The 21,124-nt window shown below is 39.9% G+C and carries 19 protein-coding genes and 1 rRNA gene; 3 read left to right on the top strand and 17 right to left on the bottom strand.

Features of this window, described 5'->3' with window-relative positions; translation table 11 throughout:
• Positions 1 to 11 precede the first annotated feature (11 nt).
• Genes IEW76_RS13065 through IEW76_RS13075 form a run of 3 tightly spaced genes read right to left on the bottom strand, consistent with a single transcriptional unit; the run spans position 12 to position 3,651 of the window.
• Positions 12 to 1,199: an MFS transporter gene (locus IEW76_RS13065; RefSeq protein WP_188654523.1), complete on the bottom strand. Its 1,188-nt coding sequence runs from the start codon at positions 1,197 to 1,199 to the stop codon at positions 12 to 14.
• A gap of 26 nt (positions 1,200 to 1,225) precedes the next feature.
• On the bottom strand, positions 1,226 to 2,632 hold the full coding sequence (pepV, locus tag IEW76_RS13070) for a dipeptidase PepV (RefSeq protein WP_188654524.1): 1,407 nt from the start codon (positions 2,630 to 2,632) through the stop codon (positions 1,226 to 1,228).
• Complete coding sequence (locus IEW76_RS13075; RefSeq protein ID WP_188654526.1) at positions 2,629 to 3,651, bottom strand: potassium channel family protein; 1,023 nt, start codon at positions 3,649 to 3,651, stop codon at positions 2,629 to 2,631. The genes pepV and IEW76_RS13075 overlap by 4 nt, the downstream gene beginning before the upstream one ends.
• Before the next feature lie 167 nt (positions 3,652 to 3,818).
• Here IEW76_RS13075 and IEW76_RS13080 point away from each other — a divergent pair, with 167 nt between their 5' ends.
• On the top strand, positions 3,819 to 4,037 hold the full coding sequence (locus IEW76_RS13080; RefSeq protein ID WP_084599682.1) for a DeoR family transcriptional regulator: 219 nt from the start codon (positions 3,819 to 3,821) through the stop codon (positions 4,035 to 4,037).
• 70 nt (positions 4,038 to 4,107) lie between these two features.
• Here IEW76_RS13080 and IEW76_RS13085 read toward each other — a convergent pair whose 3' ends face one another.
• Together IEW76_RS13085 and IEW76_RS13090 are read right to left on the bottom strand one after the other, a co-directional pair.
• On the bottom strand, positions 4,108 to 4,836 hold the full coding sequence (locus tag IEW76_RS13085) for a pseudouridine synthase (protein WP_188654529.1): 729 nt from the start codon (positions 4,834 to 4,836) through the stop codon (positions 4,108 to 4,110).
• Between the two features lie 12 nt (positions 4,837 to 4,848).
• Positions 4,849 to 6,498: a putative polysaccharide biosynthesis protein gene (locus tag IEW76_RS13090; protein WP_188654531.1), complete on the bottom strand. Its 1,650-nt coding sequence runs from the start codon at positions 6,496 to 6,498 to the stop codon at positions 4,849 to 4,851.
• 114 nt (positions 6,499 to 6,612) lie between these two features.
• Here IEW76_RS13090 and IEW76_RS13095 point away from each other — a divergent pair, with 114 nt between their 5' ends.
• Entirely contained in the window at positions 6,613 to 7,869 is a 1,257-nt protein-coding gene (locus tag IEW76_RS13095; RefSeq protein ID WP_188654534.1) for a BaiN/RdsA family NAD(P)/FAD-dependent oxidoreductase, read from the top strand.
• A gap of 76 nt (positions 7,870 to 7,945) precedes the next feature.
• On the opposite strand, the gene IEW76_RS13100 is transcribed toward IEW76_RS13095, so the two are convergent.
• The 11 genes from IEW76_RS13100 to IEW76_RS13150 form a co-directional block, all read right to left on the bottom strand.
• Positions 7,946 to 9,109, bottom strand: a complete 1,164-nt coding sequence (locus IEW76_RS13100) for an acyl-CoA dehydrogenase family protein (RefSeq protein ID WP_229721232.1) — start codon at positions 9,107 to 9,109, stop codon at positions 7,946 to 7,948.
• Positions 9,110 to 9,270: 161 nt separating this feature from the next.
• On the bottom strand, positions 9,271 to 10,383 hold the full coding sequence (locus IEW76_RS13105) for a toxic anion resistance protein (RefSeq protein ID WP_188654538.1): 1,113 nt from the start codon (positions 10,381 to 10,383) through the stop codon (positions 9,271 to 9,273).
• 4 nt (positions 10,384 to 10,387) lie between these two features.
• The gene (locus IEW76_RS13110) at positions 10,388 to 12,028 is read right to left on the bottom strand and encodes a YceG family protein (protein WP_188654540.1); all 1,641 of its coding nucleotides are present in this window, start codon (positions 12,026 to 12,028) and stop codon (positions 10,388 to 10,390) included.
• Positions 12,025 to 13,032, bottom strand: coding sequence for a helix-turn-helix domain-containing protein (locus IEW76_RS13115; protein ID WP_188654542.1), 1,008 nt, complete (start codon positions 13,030 to 13,032; stop codon positions 12,025 to 12,027). The genes IEW76_RS13110 and IEW76_RS13115 overlap by 4 nt, the downstream gene beginning before the upstream one ends.
• Before the next feature lie 7 nt (positions 13,033 to 13,039).
• Positions 13,040 to 14,134 (bottom strand): cysteine protease StiP family protein, encoded by a 1,095-nt coding sequence (locus IEW76_RS13120; RefSeq protein WP_188654544.1) that lies wholly within the window; start codon positions 14,132 to 14,134, stop codon positions 13,040 to 13,042.
• A gap of 14 nt (positions 14,135 to 14,148) precedes the next feature.
• Positions 14,149 to 15,516 carry a phosphoribosyltransferase family protein gene (locus IEW76_RS13125; protein ID WP_188654546.1) on the bottom strand — a complete coding sequence of 456 codons (1,368 nt, stop codon included), beginning with the start codon at positions 15,514 to 15,516 and terminating at the stop codon, positions 14,149 to 14,151.
• Positions 15,452 to 16,594: an HpcH/HpaI aldolase/citrate lyase family protein gene (locus IEW76_RS13130; RefSeq protein WP_188654548.1), complete on the bottom strand. Its 1,143-nt coding sequence runs from the start codon at positions 16,592 to 16,594 to the stop codon at positions 15,452 to 15,454. Before IEW76_RS13130 ends, IEW76_RS13125 begins: the two co-directional genes overlap by 65 nt.
• Positions 16,595 to 16,657: 63 nt before the next feature.
• Entirely contained in the window at positions 16,658 to 17,449 is a 792-nt protein-coding gene (locus tag IEW76_RS13135; protein WP_188654549.1) for a TerC family protein, read from the bottom strand.
• 18 nt (positions 17,450 to 17,467) lie between these two features.
• Positions 17,468 to 18,046 carry a TerD family protein gene (locus IEW76_RS13140; RefSeq protein ID WP_188654551.1) on the bottom strand — a complete coding sequence of 193 codons (579 nt, stop codon included), beginning with the start codon at positions 18,044 to 18,046 and terminating at the stop codon, positions 17,468 to 17,470.
• A 127-nt stretch (positions 18,047 to 18,173) separates the two neighbouring features.
• Entirely contained in the window at positions 18,174 to 18,755 is a 582-nt protein-coding gene (locus IEW76_RS13145) for a TerD family protein (protein ID WP_188654553.1), read from the bottom strand.
• A gap of 30 nt (positions 18,756 to 18,785) precedes the next feature.
• Entirely contained in the window at positions 18,786 to 19,400 is a 615-nt protein-coding gene (locus IEW76_RS13150; protein WP_188654555.1) for a TerD family protein, read from the bottom strand.
• Between the two features lie 1,096 nt (positions 19,401 to 20,496).
• Here IEW76_RS13150 and IEW76_RS13155 point away from each other — a divergent pair.
• The gene (locus IEW76_RS13155; protein ID WP_229721233.1) at positions 20,497 to 20,964 is read left to right on the top strand and encodes a GNAT family N-acetyltransferase; all 468 of its coding nucleotides are present in this window, start codon (positions 20,497 to 20,499) and stop codon (positions 20,962 to 20,964) included.
• A gap of 34 nt (positions 20,965 to 20,998) precedes the next feature.
• Here the strand turns inward: IEW76_RS13155 and rrf are convergent.
• Positions 20,999 to 21,114, bottom strand: a 5S ribosomal RNA gene (gene rrf, locus IEW76_RS13160).
• Positions 21,115 to 21,124: the final 10 nt, after the last annotated feature.

Raw genomic sequence — 21,124 nt, forward strand, 5'->3', positions numbered from 1 at the left:
AAATCATCTCCTTACGTACCTGCTTGTGCAGAATAAACCGTTTGATTAACCTCAGCTCGGACCAATAATATGATTATTAACCCAATCATAGTCATAAATGCAAAAAAACCATACATCCCATATACATTCCATCGATCAAGTAATACCCCACCTATAAAGGTAAAGAACGCGTTTCCCATTCCATTTCCGACAGCTGAATATAAGCCGACAGCTGTAGCTTGTACATCCTTTGGAGCCGTTTGACGAACATACAAAAGGGCTGCAGGAATGTAAAGACCAACTGATATACCCTGTACGATTGTAGTACTATAGACTAACATTGCCGAAGGTTCGAAGAAATAAAATAGCCACCTTGCTCCTGAAACTAAAGCACAAAGCATCATAACAGGAATAACCCCCATCTTGTTGATGACTTTTTGGGACAGGTTCATGAAAGGTGCTTCACTTCCGGCAGCTAGTAAAAAGGCAATCCCGACACCAGACAACGTACCACCTACGGTAAGAATGAACGTTCCGAAGTAATAATTATTAGCAAGTACTGGGCCAAATATTAAAAAGTTAGATAATAAAAATAAAAGAAACGTCTTTTGTTTCACTAACGTTTTAAATCCTGCCCTGAAACTTACACCTACATGTTGACCTCTCTTTGGAAAGGCACTAAGAGCAAATGCAGATAGTACTAAACCAAAGCTAAACGCATAAAACACCCAGGTTAAATCCTGAGTAATATCTGTAACCCGCCCTACAATAAAGACAGCAACGGCAAAGCCAACCGCTCCCCACAAGCGTATATTGCCATACTCCTTATCGTATTGTTGGACGAAGTGAAGAGATAAACTATCGGATAAAGGAACGACCGCTGATTGGAACAATGCAATTGCTACAATCCCTAAAAATAAGGTTAAGAAAGTATCCATTTGTGTATAAAGGAGTGACATTGCGCTTGCCATTAGGACAGCTATGAACAACAGCAATCTAGGACGTCTTGTAATGTCGCTGACCATCCCCCAAATCGGTTGAATGAAAATGGTGACAATAGGAATAGTAGCTACAATGAGCCCAATTTGGGTATGATCCAATCCCTGTTCATTTTCTAAGTAAACAGAGAGTAGAGGGAACAAGGATCCAAACCCAAAGAAAGCTAGTACATAGAATAGTTGAAAGAATCGATACGTCCGATTTGGTGAAGTAACATTCATAGTTGTTTCATTTCCCTTCTTTAATCTTAATCACTTGTAACAAGTTCATACAATGCTTCTGCATAAATCACAGCTGCTTGTAGTAAATCATCTATAAAAACATGTTCATCTGCATTATGTGCTGTATCTGGGCTATGAGAGAACATTGCCCCGTAAGCCACTCCTTGTGTCAATGCCCGCGCATAGGTCGCTCCACCAATTGCAAGTGGCTCAACACTTTCACCAGTATGCTTCTCATAGATTGCTAACAGTTGTTGGACAAACGGATGGTCTTTAGGTAGATAAATAGGTTCGAGGTGTTCTTTTATATCTACAGAAGCTTCATCTTTATCTAATGCTTTGGTAAACGCTTGGAACCATTCATCGAATGGAACGGCTACAGGATAGCGAGTGTTCACTCCCATCTCACAAATACCATCCTTATATGATAGAGTTCCTAAATTCATTGTTAGAGGCCCTGATATTTGATCACCGCAGTTTATTGAGAAGGCCGTTCCTCGTCCATCTTCATAGCAATTGTCGATCCACCCCATAAGCTCTCTTACTGGTTGTGAGAAAGGAAGTGTTGCTAGAAACTTAGCTAAACCCACAATCGCGTTTGTACCGTTCCTGGGCTCCATAGCGTGAGCGGATTTACCTGTGACGGTAACCGAATACCCGTTGTTCTCTTCCATGATCGAACCCTCATAATTAGATTGTAGAAGGAAGTCTTCAAATAAAGCATCAATTTCTTCTTCTGATTCCCCTTCAATTCGGGCCGTTGCTTTATAAGGAACCATATTTAAACGTTCTCCTCCATGAAAGTGGACGAGATCGAGAGAAGCGGAATGATCCGCGTCAACCTGCTTCGTGACGTCCATGTCTATTAATCCCTTCTCTGCATGAATAACAGGAAACATGGCGTCAGGCGAGAAACCTACAACAGGCATTTCCTCTTTACTAAAATAGTGATCCATACATGCCCAGCTTCTTTCTTCATCCGTACCAAGAATAAGACGAACACGCTTCCTAGGTTCAACCCCCATGTCTTTTAACCACTTCATAGCTAAGAAAGCAGCCATAACTGGCCCCTTATCGTCCTGAGTACCGCGTGCAAATAATTTCCCCTCTTTTACATAAGGATCAAATGGGTCATGAGACCACCCTTCCCCAGGTGGGACGACATCAAGGTGTCCAAGAACTCCTACGAGGTCTTCACCTTGCCCCCACTCAATATGACCTGCATATCCTCCTACATCTTTTGTGACAAACCCTTCTGACTCACCCAATTGAAGCATATACTGTAAGGCATCTTGAATGGATGCTCCAAATGGTGCGCCTGTTTGAATCGTATTGGGGTCATACATACTAGGGAATCTTAACAACTCTTGTAAGTGTTCAAGGAAAAAAGGTTGAAGCGTTTCTAATTGGTCTTTCTCAAAATGGATCGTCATTCTGTAACCTCCTTAAGAATCTGTTTATACGTCTCAGAATCACAAATAGCATACAATTCTGCATCCCCTGGAATCTGTTCATCCAACATCCGATTGATACTAAGGTTTTGACGGTCTGCAATTAATGTTGCGCCGTAGCTAAGCAAATCTTGGAATGCATCTCGATAAGTCTTCCAACTAGACTTAGTGGGGATATGAAATAAATCATCCCCTTGTGTTCTATGAAGCAACTGACTAAACACACCGGATATTCCTTTAATAAATGCCGATCGCACTGCTAAAGATGAGATCGTTTCATGAGAAAAAATAAACTCATTCACATTCACATGCTCGAAGTTTCGAATGTGATGTTCTTCCATCACTTCTACTACAGTGTGTACCTCTGGATTTAACGATTCAATTGTGGAAGAAATTAAGAGTGTCTTTCCATCTTTTAGTTGTGAATTATGTATCTCATCATCAGCAAATACAAGAACCGCTTTCGCTTCCATTATATTTGCTTGCTGCAACGTACTAGGTGAAGCAGCGTTTCCACGAACATAGTGAATCGTTTCTGCTAACAGAGGTGCCTTTTCCATCGTATCAATGATGACAACCTCGGTGTCAGGCTTTGTTGCTAAGATTTCTTTAACTGCAAATGAAGCTTTTTGAGACCAACCAATAATAATGTAATGACCTTTTTCCTTGTACACAATCGTTCCATCCTCTCTCATTTTTCTAAATATCGTTAAACCATCAACAACTTTTCCAATGACGACACCGATCAGACCAATACCTACTATGTACAGAAAGATCGCGATCAATCGCCCGCCGACAGTGACAGGTGATAAATCACCATAACCAACTGTTGTAACAGTTGTCATCACCCACCAAAATCCATCAAACAATGTCGGAAACGTTTCAGGCTCTACCCATCTAATCAGGAGAGATGAGAGAAAAACAAGTGAAACACTGCTAAAGAACAATAGCTGGTTATTAATCTTAATCATTTTCAAAATAATTCTTCTTATCAAAATCATGGAAACCTCCCTCTTTTTTACACCCTGGTTACACTTTATTAATAAAGTGAAGGTTCTGTAAATTTAAGTTGATACACTAGCTATTATATAACGAAATGTAGTAAAATTAACTCAACTTCCAAGATTCACAGGCACCACATCTAAAACAATCTCTAAGGAGTGGTTTTTTGAATCGTTCAACTACCCGTATGCTAAGTAGAGTAAAGGCTGTCTATTTATTTATTAGAGAGCACGGGACGGTATCAACAACAGACTTATCAGAAGAGTTTGGTATTACACACAGAACGGTCCAACGCGACCTGCACGTTTTGCAATACAATGGATTGGTTGAAAGTCCGAATCGAGGAAAGTGGACTATAACAAGAAAAAAAGTCAAGATATCATAGTCGGTAAACGGAAAACATAATTTCCTAAAGGAAGACCCGGATGAACGTATATCCGGGTCTCTTTTATCTATTATTCACTCTTTTGACCAGTTTGCTCATACAAGAAGTTAATCTCTTCATCATTTAATTCTCTGTATTCACCTGGCTCTAAATCCTCATCTAGTTCAAGGCCTGCCATACTCATCCGTTTAAGGTAGGTAACGGTTTTCCCCACACTTTCGAACATCCGCTTCACTTGATGAAATTTTCCTTCTGTAATAACAAGTTCAATTTCGGATTCTTCTCCTGATTGTAGAATCGTCAATTCCGCTGGTTTTGTTTTATAACCATCGTCTAGCGTAACACCAGCTTGGAAAGCCAACACATCGTCTTCTGTTACCTCTCCATCAATTAAAGCATAATACCTTTTCCCAACATCTTTCTTAGGAGAAAGAAGCTGATGAGTCAGTTTCCCATCATTTGTGATTAATAGAAGGCCTTCTGTGTCTTTATCCAATCTCCCCACAGGAAATGGTTCAAAGATAGAATCTTCTGGTTGTAAAATATCAATCACAGTAGTATCATTCTGGTCCTCAGTAGCTGAGATTAACCCTTGAGGCTTGTTCATCATCAGATAAATAAATTCCTTATACTCAACAGCTTCACCAAAAACGGTCACTTCCTGTTGCTCAGGATCAACATGCGTCTTAGCATCTTTCACCGGTTGGGCATCTATTCTCACAACACCGGATTTAAGGATTTTCTTTACTTCTTTACGGGTTCCATAACCCATATTCGCTAACAATTTATCAATTCTCACACTATTTCCTCCTTACTTCTTTTTCAAGAAGCGATCAAGCACTTTGACACGATTCCCTAATACTCTTTCTAATAACGTCGTCTGATAAGCTACCCATAGGTAGAATACTCCACCAACACCTGCACTTATAAGTAGTACAATAAGGCTTTGGAAACGACCATTTTCATAACTTAAACCAGTTAAACTTAACAACCATTTAACGATTAACACAATGACTGTCATCAAGATTGTTAAGATGATAATAAATAAACTTCTTTTGTAAATCTGTTTATAAGAAAAGTTTGCAGCTGACCGGATCTTCCATAAATTTAGAATAACAGCTGTGAACGCAGCGATCCCTGTGGTCAGAATGATCCCTTTAGCCCCAAACCAGTGGATAAAAGGAATGTTAAGGATTAATTTTAGTAAAACGCCTGCGCCTAAACTAATAACTGCAAAACGCTGTTTGTTCAACCCTTGCAATATGGAAGAGGTTACAGTAAATAAAGCATAAAACATAGCAACAGGTGCATACCAACGTAGTAAGTCCCCTTGTTGCTCTATACCAACCGTTCCACCATCACCTATAGTAACCCCGAAGAATGTTCCATATGCTTCGTAGGATAGTACCGATATCCCAACGACAGCCGGAAATATTAAAACAATAATAATTTGTAAAGCTTGATTCAATTGATTATTTAATTGCTGACGTCGGTCTTCTGTAAATGATTTTGTAATCGTTGGTAGTAAGGCGAGCGATAATCCTGTAGCAAGAGTTACTGGAATAATAACTAGTTTATGGCTGTATAAATTTACAACCCCAAATAACTTCTCTGCAATTTCTCCATTCCCTACTTCGGCCATTGCCCTGTTAAAGGTAAGACTGTCGATTTGCTGATAAAGTGGAGTAGCAAGACCAACTAAAACAAACGGACCTGCGTAAGTTAATAATTCTTTAAACAACGATTGCATCGAAATATCTACAGTTTCTTGTTGTTGCTCAATACGCTCATCTAACATTGGTTTTTGTTTGCGCCAGAAGTACCAGAGCACACCCACAGAAGCAATGGCTCCTATAAAGGCAGCAAATGAAGCAAAGTTTACAGCTGTAGGAATATCACCAGACCCAAATTCCATCACAACGTAAACAGAAACCAATAAGAAAGCAATACGAACGAGTTGTTCAACCACTTGCGAGAAAGCAGTTGGCTCCATGTATTCATAACCTTGGAAAAATCCACGAACAATGCTCATACCAGGTATAATAAGTAAAGCAAAGCTAATCATTTGAATAACCTGAGTAACATCTTCCTTCGTAATCCCTTTAGCGTCATCGGATATAGAAAGTTCCGCTAACAAGCCTGCGCTAGAGTACATAATAATAAAAGAAAGAACTCCAGTAATCGCCATTAAGCTCATTCCAGCTTTAAAAACCCGTCGGCCTGTATAATAATCACCGAGAGCATTATATTTTGAGACGAACTTTGAAACAGCTAATGGTACACCGATTGTTGATATACTGATAAAAATAGTATATGGAATATACGCGAAGCTTAAAAGTGTACCACCTGTATCACCTACAAGCGCTTCAAACGGAATGACATAGATCATTCCGAGAAGTTTCGATAAAAATGTGGCTGCTGTAAGAAGCATTGTGCCACGTAATAGTGTCGATCCTGACATAATTTCACCTGCATTTATTGTAGTTTGCAATGGATCTATTTTATCATAGATAGAGTGAACATCGATTTCATTCTGATTACAAAATCAGATTGTCTATAGAAAGGACGAACCTAAATGTATGATGTAACCGTACTAGGAGGAGGACCCTCCGGCTTAATGGCAGCCATTGCCGCTGCCGAAAACGGAGCCAATACCCTCTTAATTGATAAAGGAAAGAAGCTCGGAAAGAAGCTAGCTATTTCAGGTGGAGGACGTTGCAACGTAACCAATCGTTTACCCCAGGAAGAGGTTATTAAACACATTCCCGGTAATGGACGCTTCCTGTATAGCGCTTTTTCGACATTTAATAACTACGATATCATCGAGTTCTTCGAGAATCTAGGGGTCGAGTTAAAAGAAGAAGACCACGGCCGGATGTTTCCTGCGAGCAATAAAGCCAAAGATGTCGTAAATGCGCTTCTAACCCGCATGGATGAGCTAAATATTACCATTATGAAAAATACACCAGTGGAAACAGTAGATTATGGAAATGATCATCACACAATCCTCTTGGCTTCTAAAGAAGAGATCGAAACGAAGTCTCTAGTCATTGCGGTCGGAGGCAAGTCTGTGCCTCATACTGGCTCAACGGGAGATGGATACGCATGGGCAGAAAAAGCTGGTCATGTGATCACAGACCTATACCCAACAGAAGTTCCACTTCTTAGCCAAGAACCATTCATCCAAAGTAAAGAACTACAAGGCTTAGCCTTGCGTGACGTCGCTCTATCCGTCCTAAATCAAAAAGGAAAGACCATTGTAACACACAAAATGGACATGCTGTTTACACACTTTGGCATCAGTGGTCCGGCCGTGTTACGTTGTTCTCAGTATGTAGTTAAAGAATTTAAAAAAGGACACAGACCGGTTCCTATGCAGATTGATTGTTTTCCAGATAAGAAAGAACACGTAATCTTCGAGGAAGCAAGGAAGTTGATGGATGAAAACCCAAAGAAGAGTGTAAAAAACATATTCAAAGGATGGGTTCCAGAACGATACCTCGAGCTGCTATTAACTCAAAACGATATCGGCCTTGAAGACCGTGCAACGAACACGTCGAACGAGAAGCTGCAAGGTTTTGTTAAAGACCTTAAACAGTTCACCTTCCACGTACAAGATTCACAATCAATCGAAAAAGCCTTCGTCACAGGAGGAGGCGTCTCCGTAAAAGAAGTTGTTCCAAATACGATGGCTTCAAAGAAAATGGATCGTTTATACTTTAGTGGAGAGATTTTAGATATACACGGATATACAGGCGGATATAACATTACCTCAGCGCTTGTCACAGGTCGAATCGCCGGCACTTATGCAGCTTATGATTCTTACCAATAGTATTATTATAGACGAAGAGGGTGTCTCCGTGACAGCGAGACACCCTCTTTTCTTTTTGTCTTGCTATAGGGAATACTTATAACTCCTTAATAGCTGCTTCCGCCATACTCTGCATGACCATATCGTCCATGGGCGGATTATGCAGTCCTGCTCGAACATCTCGATAATACTGCTCAAACGGATAGGATTTTGATAATCCTCTGCCCCCTGCTATACGCATTGCTAAATCAACGACATCATTTGCAGCATTAGTCGCTACCGTCTTAACCGCCCCAAGAGAAGAAGCTAATACTTCTCTTCTTTCCGGGTATTGGTCCCATTGCTCTGCTACAGAATACATAAAGTTCCGAGCCTGAAGTAATTTCAATTCCATTTCTCCAATTTTATCCTGAATGTGAGGAACTTCTGAGATCGGGCGATCAAGACTATTTGGTTGAAATCCTTTGGCGAATTCAATCGCATCGTTTCGGGCCGCTATAGCAATACCTAGGTAAACAGCTGGAATGTGTAAAAGCCAGCCCTTAGGTCCACCTTTTTTATCCCCTTGTATTTCTACCAAATCCTCTGATGATACCCGCACTTCGTTCAGCACCAGGTCATGACTTCCTGTCCCTCTCATGCCAACAGTGTCCCATGTATAATCGACCTCAATACCTTCTTTGCTCGAATCAATTAAAAACCAGCCAACGGCGTCTCTGTCTTCTACATAAGCTGAAACGATATAGTAATCGAGGAGAGTTGCCATAGAAGTAAACGTCTTGCGACCCGTCAGTTTATATCCAGATTTTGTTGGCACAGCTTTTGTTTCAGGGACACCACCTCTTGTAGGGCTTCCTGTAGCTGGCTCAGAAGCTGCGCGATTCACAACTTTTTTCTCTGTCGATACTTCTTTCGCTAACTTGTCATATACATCTTCATCCCATAATGGTTCGTCATTTAGTTCCATCATAACGCCTAAATGCCAACCAATAGACAGCGCTGTTGCTCCGTCACCAATGGCTAATCGTTCCTGCGCAAGAAGAAGCTCATATAACGAAACCTCTTCACCTCCATACTCTTTAGATAAGGTTAAGGTTACATAATCATTCTCTTTTAAATCCTGAAGTGTGTCTATTTGAAAGTCTGCTTCCTCATCTCCTTGCTTTCGCCTGGACTTGGCAAGATCAGCTACCTTTTCTGCTTTTTGATAAATGTATTCATGTCGATCATTTTTTATAAACGGCTCATAGATTTTAAACACTCGAGATCCCTCCATGGTGTGATCTACTCAAATCATACTAAACCAATCAGAATTATGGAAACATATTGCATCTTATGCATTATAAAAAAAGATCGCCTCTGTCTTGAGACGATCTTTCTTTTCGTATGACTATATAGTTCCCTGCTTCTAACAAGCAAAACCTAGGAAGGAGAGTTCAGTTGATCATTCTTTTGATTGTACGTATTCTGTAATTCTTGAATACGTTGACGGCCCTGATCACGAAGTTGTTTGTTCTCATCTTCAATTGCTTTTGTATCTTCCATTCCTTTAAGGATCGTATTAAAGGACTCTTCAATGGTTTCGATCTTAATGCTCGGTGCTCCAGCAAGCTTGGCAATTTCCGTACTCTGTTGAGCCACATTTTGAGCATTTCGTTGTAACATTTCGTTCGTACGACGGTCAAGCTCGCTCATGCCGTCTGCCACAAGTTTCTGACGCTTAGCTGCAACTGCTTGAATGACGCTTGTCTTAAAGATTGGAATGGTTGTGACAAAGGCTGAGTTTATTTTGTTCACAAGCTTTGTATTCCCTCGTTGTAAAAGACGAATTTGCGGCGCTTGTTGAAACGCAACCATCTGAGCCATCTGTAAATCATAGATACGTTGGTCCAGAAGCTCTACACCATTTCGAACCGTTTCAAGTTCCATAGAAGCCCGCTGATTTCCTTCAGCTGCTTGCTGCTCAAGTTTAGGCATAACTTCATTCTTTAATTCTTCTGCTTTTAGCTGTCCCGCTACGATATATTTATCTAATTCAAGGTAAAATTCATAGTTTTTCTCATACATGTCTTCTAGGGTATGAGTATTATCAACCATTTCATCACGGTACTTGGAGATTTCAATATTGATCTTCTCAATTTCTCCACCTAATGTTTGATATTTGTCAAAGATCTTTTCAATCATCTTTTTACTACGATTAAAGAACTTTCCAATAAAGCCACCTTTGGAGTCTTCAAAGTCTTTCTTATCGAACTTGTCCATCACTTTACCAAGCTGCTTTAACATCTCAGATGAATCTTCCATGCTTGAATTCTTCATCGTACCTAGAATTTGGTCAGAGAACTTAGAGATTTCATCCGCAGGCTCTTTACCAAATGCTAATAGCTCAGTCTGTTGACGCTCATCAATGGATTCTTTTAATTGTAGAACTTGTGGATCATTTGATAACTCTTGCTTAATCTCATTCGCTTTATCTTCCGTTAACTTTTCTTCAACAGGCTGCAGGTCCTGTTCTGTTTGAGTTCCTTGTACCATCTGATCACTCTCCTAATAATTTTAGCAATCTTGATTTCAATTTATCTTTTATGCCAAAGCTTTGCTTAAACTCTAAATCAAACACAATATCATCAAGCATATGGAGGTCAAATACATCATCATCGACATACTGTTCTAAATCTTTGTTTCCTGTTGGACTGTAGAGAACAAGGTCTACTCCTAGCTCATGTAACAAAAGCAGGAGTACAGCATCGCTTCTAGTTAACTCTCCGTTATATTCGTTATTGTATAGGATAACTTTTGGAACATCTTGAGAATAATCGAACTTCTGCAAGAGACGCATAAACACATCTGGCATTTGGGTGCTTTGCTTAAACAAATAGAGGGATACATCCTCAGTCCTCTCTCCACTGTGTGAGAGAAGTTTGCTTTGTTCACATAAGCGAATAATCGCTTGTGCAATACCACGTTGCAATCCATCAGGCAAATGCTTGTATTGCCAAAAGTTCCCCTCCATTATTTTAGATGCATCTAACTTCCCTTCTCCATTTAACGAATTTCGATAGTGATAGAGATAGTTTCCTTTTATTTCATCTGTAAATGGGAACTGTTTAACAAGATGTGCGTTCTCTTCTTCTAGTAATTGTTGCACTCTAGACCAATATTCGTTTCGATTTTCCGTTACGCCCACTACCTTCGCAAAGATCGAAGGAATGTGGACTGTTTGATTTTCAATGTAGAAATCTGGACGAACAAATGCTTTTTCTTTAGATAGAATAAAGATTTCATCATATGTTGTCTTCATTGTAACAGAAGCAGGAATGTACTCTCTAAATTGCCATGGTTTGTAGATTTGAGAGTTATCATGATTAATCGCTCGCTCAATTTGCTTAGATGCCTTGTAAGCTACCGTCGAACTCCGTTTCTTACGCTCAGTTGGAAAAGGCAATGGATCTGCCGAGTAGGCATTCTCCACGACGATCGACCTTGAGACATCCAGGTCAAAGCGTTCAAAGATATTTAATTTAGCAGGATGATAGAGAACCAAGTCAAATCCGAGTCTATACAAATAATACAAGAAATACGTTTGACTCTTAGTTGCATCTCCGTACCATAATACTTTTGGTAAATTCCCTTCTCCAACACTTTCATCCATCCACGGCTGAACATGGTTGTTAGTCCATTTGATAAGATCAACAATCACACGCTGAAAGTCAGGGTCTTTTAGCTGCCCAGCATGTTTTTCCCCATAAAGAGACAAAACTTCCATCAGCATTTTTCGAATATGTTTATTATAAATAGCATTGTTTAACCTTGGGAGGATCTTCTTCCCATCAAGAAAGGCTACGAATCGATTTGGCGTTAATGGATCTTGCTGATGCATCTTAATTAACTCTTGTAAAGATTTTAACGTGTCAGACTCAATTTGTTTATTTAACTCTACGTTTAACGTATGCAGTCGAGAATAGGCTTCATCATAAGTGAGATCGTAAATTTCATTGTAATACTCATCTTCGTCTTCTGTAATCCCTAATACATGCGCTATATATTGCGGTATATATAGTGTTTTTTCTTCGATACCATATCCTTTTCGCTCTTCATTAAGTTGCGGTATGGTTTCTTTCCACTTATACTCTTTCACTCCTTCTACTAGTGTAGAGTGAACATTCTGAAACTGTGTCACAGGGTAACCCTCCTTTCGATTGAAGATGTGGACGGTAAGGGCGCACCGAAGACCGCTTTCATCCCACTCACGGTTACAGCATAGGATGATCCGAATTTTCGGATCGTACCAGGAGGAAAGTCATCTTTTCGCTTACGTAGAGTTGAAGAATCAATCCCCCACAGTGTACATGCAGCCTTCGAACTAAGAATTTCTGGTTTATCAAGATTAGATGAGCTAAGTAATAAAACTTCTAAAAGGAGACTCTCTGCAGATAAAATACCTTCCTTTTCAGTAACACGAAGAGCTGGAAGGTTCCCTTTACCATCAAGATCGCTTTTCTTTGCAGTATAGGCAATCGTCGTAGCCTTTAGCATGGGAAGGTCCAGTAAAGAATCACCAGCTGAAACAGAGAATGTTTGATCTTCTTTCTCTTGTATATAAGTCACAGCATCTCCTTTATTAATAGGAGTGGGGATTAAATAAAATTTTCTCCCATGTAAAGTCGCTTCCCATCCTTGTGTATGACACCATTTCTGAAAAGAAGGAAGAACCTCGTAATCTGTTTTATCCGGGTCAATAATGTAATAGAAAAACCAACCATCTGCATCTCGTTCTTCCTTTAACCATTCTTTTGAAAAGCTTTCTTTTAGTTTATCACGAACGGTCTCTCTGCTCACACATTCCTGACTACATCTTCTTAAGATATGATGATGCCATTCTTGATCTACTTCTCCATTTCTAAGAATCGTAGCACCGTTCCCGACCACAGCATAAGGTGGAGTCAGATTCCCTTGAAACAGTTGTATTCTTTCATATTGTTCCTTTGTTCGAGTTGTTACAGGAACAAACATGACAGAAGAACGAACTTTATTCAGAAGGTGAAGAGCTGTTTCAGTTATAAAAGAGCGGTGTTTCCCGTTTACCACTTCAACCACCTGATAACTTCTCTCTTCTTTTACAGATTGCATAAAGCGACTGGAAAAAATAATGGTTCTATCTAAATCACTTACAAATAACATCATAATCCCCTCATACTTTTTTAATTAAGCCACAACACGCATAAGACATTTCCTTATATTCCTCAATCGGTACATTATTCTCTTTGGCAAGCTGAAGAATATGTCCTAGTGCAGGGTCTTCCTGATCCTTAACGAGTACCTTCCAAGGAACTCTTCGAAGCAACACTCTTGTTGTCTCCCCTACTCCAGGTTTTATATGATTAATCTGCTCAATTCCCTGTTTGGCTTGAATACTTCTAACTTCCTCTAACCCCTGCCAAGATGGAGCTGATTCTTGATGATCCAAAAATTCACTTATTCCCTTAACCATGTCTAACTCTTTTGTGATCACATCAATATACTCATTTGAACGGTCATCACCTAATAATTCTGTATAATACTTCGCTCCATGAAAATCATGTTCGCTAATATAGTTTTTGTTCAAAACGGTTCTACTTACAAGGCCTGATACTGTAGAATTTAAGCATGCATTAGGGATCAAGAAGTCTTCTCTCGTTCCATAAAGAGGAGAACAATGTCCAGGATCAGCCAATACCGCTAAGGAGGGATCAATAGAGAGACCTTGTTCATTTAATTTTTTACAAGAGTGATATAATTCTTGTGTGATCGCACCTTTTCCAGTCCAACCATCTATAAATTGTATGTTCTCTTTAGGATGGCTTCGTTTAATATAATGAATTGCATTTTCATCAATCCCCCTCCCTCGAATGATCGACACACTGTAATGAGGAACATCTAGTCCATGAAATAACTTGAGGTAACGTTTTACTAGTATGCCAATTGGGGTTCCTGCACGAGCTAATGAAACAAGCACGAGATCATTTCCGTTCCGCTTCAATATTTGCTCAGCCACAACGCTAACCGCATGCGCAACTTTACCTTTATTATGGTCCAATGCTCGTTTGTATAAGTTTAAATAGGCTTTGGTTGGCTTATACTCTATAGGAAGCATCTCAGAGTAATGAACACCCGATTGTATAGCTTTCTCTCTGACTTCTAACCCTTCTTCTTCCACCTGACCATTTAAGTTTTTAAGTAGAAACTGTACATCTTCACGAGCATAACTTCCAAATGCTTCTGCGGTTTGATTATTGTATTGAGACATGTTTGTTGTTCCTCCTATGAACTGAAATCGACAAGGTAAATGACGGAAGCTCCCGTTCTCTTTAGTTGATCGATGAAAGCTTGGTCGTTCTTCCCACTTAATCCATGCTCTAGAAATACAAAGATCTCGTCATAGTGCTTGTAAGGAATATTATAAAAGTGGTGTGGAATGCTTTTGTCCTCAGGACTTGGGTAATGGTAAGCATTCTTGACACCGTATCCTTCACGTGGAAGCGCATGAATCGGACTTCTAGTGGTAGATTGATAACGAACATTTCCACCCATAAAAGAGGCTACCTTCATAGGAATGTACATAAACTCTCCTGTACCAAGACATAAGGTCGATGTTCCTTTGCTGACCATAGAGAGATAAGTTCCTAATCTCTTTAATGACTTCTCAAGCACGTATTGACCATCGCTACTTAAACCAAATCTTCCTGAATGAGTTAAGTAGGAACGTTCTGTTCTATCTCCTTCTTTGGATATAGCGTGTGTGTACTCATCAGATTGATAAGGAAAAGTTGGCTTCACTTTTAACGTTCGAACATCGGCTTCAGTTAAATGGTTAAACTCTTCTGAATTAGATGCTAGGTTGGGTACACCACTAACTTCAATCGTACCACTGACAAGACTTAAAACATGGATGGTAATCCCTAATCTTTCTTCTAAGTCAACAAATCGTTGTCTATGTTCTTTAGAACGCCAGTCTAAGATAGATAGAACCGTGTATTCTTTACGAGGAAAAGTCTTTTGAAGAGCTTCGATAATATTAAGAGCCGTTTTACCAGTGGTAATTTCGTCATCGACTAAAACAATCGGCTGATCATTTTGGAACAATTCTTGATTCCCGTAACATATTTGATCTGTGGCATGAGAATGTTCTTCTTGGAATTCAAAAGTAGATTCAACACCGTCTAACACTTCCCTTGTGGAATGGATATAATGAGCATTTTGAAAATTCTCAAATACCGACTGACCTAAAGCCGTAGCCGTTTCAGCAAATCCTATAAACAAATGAGGTTGCGGAAGTATCATTTGAGCTGAACGATCCCGATCTTGATTCTTTTTATGGTAAGCTACTGAATCAATCCATTCAGAACGTGAAGAATGTTCCACCCCAAGAACCCTTTCTTGATAAAGAACAGCTAGCAAGGCTCCAGTATCTAGAGCTCTTTGAGGTTCTACAGGAATGTGCTTGCCTAGAAGCTTACTAACAAAAAGAAAACTTCTATTCTTGTTTATTCGTGCCGCCATACAAAAAAGCTCATTCATATCCAAATCAAAAGGATTAGACTCTTCCTGTACCGTTACTAGAAGGTCATCCGTTATTTGAAATGGGAATACATTCTTTTTCGAGTAAGTTAACGTATGATTTGTCTTCATGGAACACCCCGTAAACATTTGATTTCATGATTATTTCTCTGGCCCAACGAAGATGCGGTTTGGCTTCGTTCATCTTGTTCGCATAAGGGCTAATCGACACCCCGTTTTCTCCGCCTTCTCCATTTTTATGTACAATTTCGAGCGCGTCTCTATAATCTTCTTTTGATACAACGTGCATGGCGTTAACAAGCTGAATATGAGAGGGGTGAATAATCGTTTTCCCACATAGTCCATTAAGCTGATCCTTTTGAACTTCTTCAATAAACCCATGAACATAAGGGGACCCTTCAGTAATCGCTGTATGTGTATCAGGGTATTTCCTATCAAAGAACTCCCAAACAGGTCCTGAAATCATATACTCTCCCCTATTTCTCCCAAAGAAATTGACCATATCTCCAATAAAATCATTTAATAGAGAAATATCGTATATGGTACTATCAAAATTCCTTCTCATACCATATATCCCACTCAAGTCAGTTCCACCGATTCTGATATTTAGGATAAGGTGTTGGTACTCATCAAATAACGTTCGAATCGAATTCATTTCTTGTAGACGCGTTTCTTTATACAAGAACTCTTCTGTTTCAATAATTGGCATCGCATAGAGCTGCAAGTTCAATTGTTTATTTATCGTCTGCAATTCTTGTAGATACGTAACACCGTTTCGAAAACAAAACTTTGGAAATACAAATCCCGTTATGATGTGTAGAACCTCTTTTAATTCTTGAGCAATTCGTTTCATCTGTTCAACGTTACGCACTCTAATGAACAAGAAAGGTAGGTCTTCTTTCTCTATACCCAACCCTCGAAGCGATCGTACTTCTTGAATAAGATGCGCTTCTGCTTCTTGAACATCTTCGTCATTAATCGAATCCTCTAAGCAGAGAACGGCTGAGGACAAGCCTGGTAATTGATACATAAGCCTGTGCCCAATTCGATCTTTAAGAGCAGGTATATACAACGTAGCCCCGAGCGCTCGTGCGATCTCTCTTTTAGGAGAAAAAGGACCAATGCTCTGGGGAACCTTGTAAAAAAGCTCTTCATGATCCGTTGAGGTTAACATATTAAAATGTTTCATAGTTCAAGTTCCTCTCAAATATCAAAATGAATGATACAAAAAAAGGAGGAATAGCTCCCCCTTTTATTGCTGATCTTCCGTAGCTGCCGTTTGAGCAGAGGAAGAACCTTTTCTCATATAGTGAACAATAAATGTAATCGCAAAAGCAGCAACAATAAAGCCAAAGAACCACCAATGTCCGATATGAACATGTACGATACTTAGACCCATCTTAACTGCGATAAATCCTATTAAAACGTGAGCCGTTACTTCTAACTCTGGCACATTGTGCAGAAGCTTTAAGAACACGCCAGCAATACCACGCATCATTAGAACGCCTAACATTCCGCCGACAAGCAAAACCCAAACTTGTTCACTTACTGCAAAGGCAGCTAAAATGCTATCTACCGAGAAAGCGACGTCCATAATTTCGACCCCGATAACCGTACCCCAGAACAAACCGAAAGTCCGGACTAGAATGCCATTTTTATTCATTCCAGTTGCTTCAGCATCATCATCAGATTGTTTTTGCTTATAATAATCAATAAAGAACTTAATACTTAACCAAGCAAGATAACCTGCTCCAAGTATCTTCACCCACCAAAGTTTGATAAGGAACATTCCTAAACCAATAGCTATAAACCTAAACACATATGCGCCTAATAAACCATAGAATAGAGCTTTCTTCTGCTGTTTATCTGGCAAATGTTTAACCATAACCGCCAACACTAATGCGTTATCAGCTGAAAGTAGGCCCTCAAGAATAATTAACGTCCCAATGTAGCCCCAGCTTACTGGATCTGATAACACCTCAGCCCACATGGACCAATTAAAAAACTGAGCATATGTGTCTAATATGCCTTGTAAGATCTCCATAATTCTCCTCCTAGATGATTAAACCTCTAAGCCGTAATTTCTGCACAATGCAGCCAGACCTCCGGAGAAGCCACTTCCTACAGCACTAAACTTCCATTCTCCATTATGACGGTACAACTCACACACAACAACAGCGGTTTCTATAGAAAAATCTTCTCCCAAGTCATAGCGAACCAGTTCTTGACCATCTTCTTCGTTAGCTACACGAACAAATGCATTATGGACTTGTCCGAAATTTTGACTGCGTGAATCGGCATCATGAATGGTTACCGTAATGGCAACCTTTTCTACTGTAGAAGGGACTTTTGAAAAGTCAACTGTGAGCTGCTCATCATCACCCTCACCTTCACCAGTGCGGTTGTCACCCGTGTGTGCCACAGCACCACTTGGGTCTTGTAAGTTATTATAAAATACGAACTCAGCATCATTTTGAACGTTACCATTAGCATCTGTTAAGAATGCTGAAGCATCTAAATCGAAACTAGCCCCACTATCATATTGGTTAATGTCCCAGCCAAGGCCAATAACGGCCTTAGTTAAACCGGGATTTGTTTTAGTTAGATCAATGCGTTGTCCTTTTGAAAGTGAAATAGACATAGATACGTCTCCCTTCGTTCTCTATGATTCTAAACGGTTTCTCATATGAAAGGGGCCTCCCTCCCATTCTAGACATAAGCGTACGTGTCCGTAACAGGAGGAACAGCCCCATGTAAACGCTAAGAATTTACGCTACAGTTAATCCGAAGTCAGTTGCTAAAGCAGCTAATCCACCTTCGTACCCACTGCCAATTGCGCTAAACTTCCATTCGCCATTATGGCGGTACAGTTCACCTACAACTACAGCTGTTTCAATAGAGAAGTCTTCTGCTAAGTCATAACGGATCAGCTCTTCTTGGTTATCTGAATTCAAGACACGCACAAAAGCATTTGATACTTGTCCGAAATTCTGCCCGCGTGCTTCTGCATCATGAATTGTAATGGTAAAAGCGATCTTTTGCACATCTTGTGGAACCGTGCTTAAATCAATTTGAACTTGCTCATCATCACCTTCACCTGCGCCTGTTAGGTTATCACCTGTATGCTCAACCGCTCCATCAGCACCAGTATTATTGTTGTAGAAGACAAAATCTTGGTCTGAACGAACTTTACCAGAATCATTTAATAAGAATACAGAGGCATCTAAATCAAAATCTTTTCCTGTATCAAATTTGTTAACATCCCAACCAAGTCCTACTGTTATCTTTTTAAGACCTGGATTTCCTTTTGTTAAATCAACTTTTTGTCCTTTTTGTAAACTTACAGCCATGTTTATTCTCTCCTTTTATAGGTTAATAGTTTATGAGTATTTCTGCACAATCTCACTTAGGGAAACGTCATTCGTTGCTTCTCCAACAGCAGCAAACTTCCACTCTTTACCGTCTCGGTATAACTCACCTGGTACAAGCGTTGTTTTCCCCGTATGATTGTCTGTCAAATTGAAACGGATAAGTTCTTCGTTATTCTGATCGTTCTGAATACGAATGAATGCATTTTCTATCATTCCGAAATCTTGATTGCGTCGTTTAGCATCATAAATGTTAACAACAAATACGAGCTTATTATATTCAGAAGACACTTGATCTAAGTTAATAAATACTTGTTCATCGTCGCCTTCGCCTGCTCCAGTTAAATTATCTCCAGTGTGAGTAATGCTTTGATCTGAGCTTTTTAGATTTCCAAAGTACACAAGGTCACCTTTATGTACGAATTTGTCATCTTTTAGCATGATAACGGATGCGTCACAGTCAATTTCAGGACCGCCACCGCCCCCACCAAATAGCGCACCTAATAGTCCGCCTTTTTTGCCAGAGTTCTGAACTGGGTCCCAACCAAGACCTACCATAACTTTCTTAAGTCCTGGGTTGCTTTTTGTTAAATCAACACGTTGACCTTTCTGTAATGAAATAGCCAAATTCTCACACTCCTTAATAATATACAACCATATGTCACGCTTGCGTGATCCACATACCGACCATACAGTTTATTGATAATTTTGTCAAATAAGCACACTTGTTTATGGCTTTTTGCGCTTCTATATGTAATACGATTTAAACCTCGATATCGTTTCATATTTTTAAGCTTTTTTAGATATGTATTTTCAAATACAAAATCGAGATAGGTATAGGAGACTAATTGGAAGCTCTGGAAGAGAAAGAAAAGCTTCACTTAAGCTTGTCCAAGTCTACCTTCCAAATCAAGAACAGCCTTATAACGTCTACAATCTAAGCGACTCCATAGCACGTATATACACCCTCGCACAGATGGCCTCAACTGATAAAATATGTTAATCTTTCTCTACCTATACTTACATAATTGGCTCTGTTAAAGTTTTAGGTTCATTCCAGAATAGGGCAGTATTGTTGAAGACTCGAAAATGAGAGAATGTTTCCGTTTGCGTTATTTGAGACTAAGGCGGTTGGGGAAATCACACGCTTTCCGCGGCGAGCTGGGGAGCCTCCTCAGTCGCATTCGCTCCCTCCGGGGTCTCCCCTAGATTGAAAAGTGCAGGCGTGGTACCTAGGACCGTACGGATAAGACAGCTTTTTGGAAAAGGCGTTTAGCCTTTGGAAAAAAGATGACTTATCACGCTAGGTCCTCCACGCCGGAACTAGACTCGCTCCTACTGCCGCAGGAGTCTCGCAATTTCCCCAACCACCTCTGCTATATATGGTGTAACGGAAACATGCCATATGAGGAAAACTCTCAACTCTCACCACACTTAGGATGTGGTTGGGCCGTTCGGAAAACTATAGCAGGGGTGTCTGGGGAACGGGGAGACTCCTGCGGGAGAAAGAGGTCGACGAGACCCCGCAGGGTGGGTTTCCCGAGGAGGCTCGACAGCTCGCCCGCGGAAAGCGAGTCGTTCCCCAGACAGCCCAACCACTTGACAAGCTTAACGGACCTATCTACACAAAAGTGTCTCAACTTATATGGAACAAATAAATCAACAATAAACAGAGCCACATCATTTGTAGTCATGGAAATATAATCAGTAAAGGAGAGGCTTAATGAATTATTTCGACATTACGATCGTGAATGCAGAGAATCGCGAAAATATGTTTTCGCTATTAAAACTAGCGGATGATAGTGAAGATAAAATTCGTGAATATATACATGAAGGGGAACTATATGAGGTTTCTCAAAATAATCACACAGTTGGAGCTATCCTTCTTACGTTCCCCGCAAAATATGAGGTAGAAATCAAAAATATGGCTCTTATTCACACAAAAAGGGGACAAGGAATCGGCAAGAAACTAATTCAAGATGTCTGCACCATCTATAGAAGGAAAGGGTATTTAAGTATGATTGTGGGTACGGCCAATTCTAGTATTGGTAATTTAGCTTTTTATCAAAAGGCAGGATTTCGATTCAACTCCATTAAGAAGGATTATTTTAATTCCTACAAAGAACCTATTATGGAATATGGGATACAGGCAGTAGATATGATCATACTAAAGAAAAGTTTATATAAATAAAAACACTGACTCTTAAGAGTCAGTGTTTTTTTATGCATGGCGGCGTCCTACTCTTGCGGGGGTGAAACCCCGACTACCATCGGCGCTGAAGAGCTTAACTTCTGTGTTCGGCATGGGAACAGGTGTGACCTCTTCGCCAAAACCGCCATACTATTGTTTT

Source organism: Pontibacillus salipaludis (assembly GCF_014642405.1).
Classification (GTDB): Bacteria; Bacillota; Bacilli; order Bacillales; family BH030062; genus Pontibacillus; species Pontibacillus salipaludis.

Coding starts and splice junctions, on each gene's coding strand:
- IEW76_RS13120 (WP_188654544.1), bottom strand. CDS start 14,134: ATGTCTCAATACAATAATCAAACCGCAGAAGCATTTGGAAGTTATGCT.
- IEW76_RS13145 (WP_188654553.1), bottom strand. CDS start 18,755: ATGGCTGTAAGTTTACAAAAAGGACAAAAAGTTGATTTAACAAAAGGA.
- IEW76_RS13155 (WP_229721233.1), top strand. CDS start 20,497: ATGAATTATTTCGACATTACGATCGTGAATGCAGAGAATCGCGAAAAT.
- IEW76_RS13065 (WP_188654523.1), bottom strand. CDS start 1,199: ATGAATGTTACTTCACCAAATCGGACGTATCGATTCTTTCAACTATTC.
- IEW76_RS13095 (WP_188654534.1), top strand. CDS start 6,613: ATGTATGATGTAACCGTACTAGGAGGAGGACCCTCCGGCTTAATGGCA.
- IEW76_RS13115 (WP_188654542.1), bottom strand. CDS start 13,032: ATGATGTTATTTGTAAGTGATTTAGATAGAACCATTATTTTTTCCAGT.
- IEW76_RS13105 (WP_188654538.1), bottom strand. CDS start 10,383: ATGGTACAAGGAACTCAAACAGAACAGGACCTGCAGCCTGTTGAAGAA.
- pepV (WP_188654524.1), bottom strand. CDS start 2,632: ATGACGATCCATTTTGAGAAAGACCAATTAGAAACGCTTCAACCTTTT.
- IEW76_RS13075 (WP_188654526.1), bottom strand. CDS start 3,651: ATGATTTTGATAAGAAGAATTATTTTGAAAATGATTAAGATTAATAAC.
- IEW76_RS13140 (WP_188654551.1), bottom strand. CDS start 18,046: ATGTCTATTTCACTTTCAAAAGGACAACGCATTGATCTAACTAAAACA.
- IEW76_RS13130 (WP_188654548.1), bottom strand. CDS start 16,594: ATGAAACATTTTAATATGTTAACCTCAACGGATCATGAAGAGCTTTTT.
- IEW76_RS13125 (WP_188654546.1), bottom strand. CDS start 15,516: ATGAAGACAAATCATACGTTAACTTACTCGAAAAAGAATGTATTCCCA.
- IEW76_RS13090 (WP_188654531.1), bottom strand. CDS start 6,498: ATGTCAGGATCGACACTATTACGTGGCACAATGCTTCTTACAGCAGCC.
- IEW76_RS13135 (WP_188654549.1), bottom strand. CDS start 17,449: ATGGAGATCTTACAAGGCATATTAGACACATATGCTCAGTTTTTTAAT.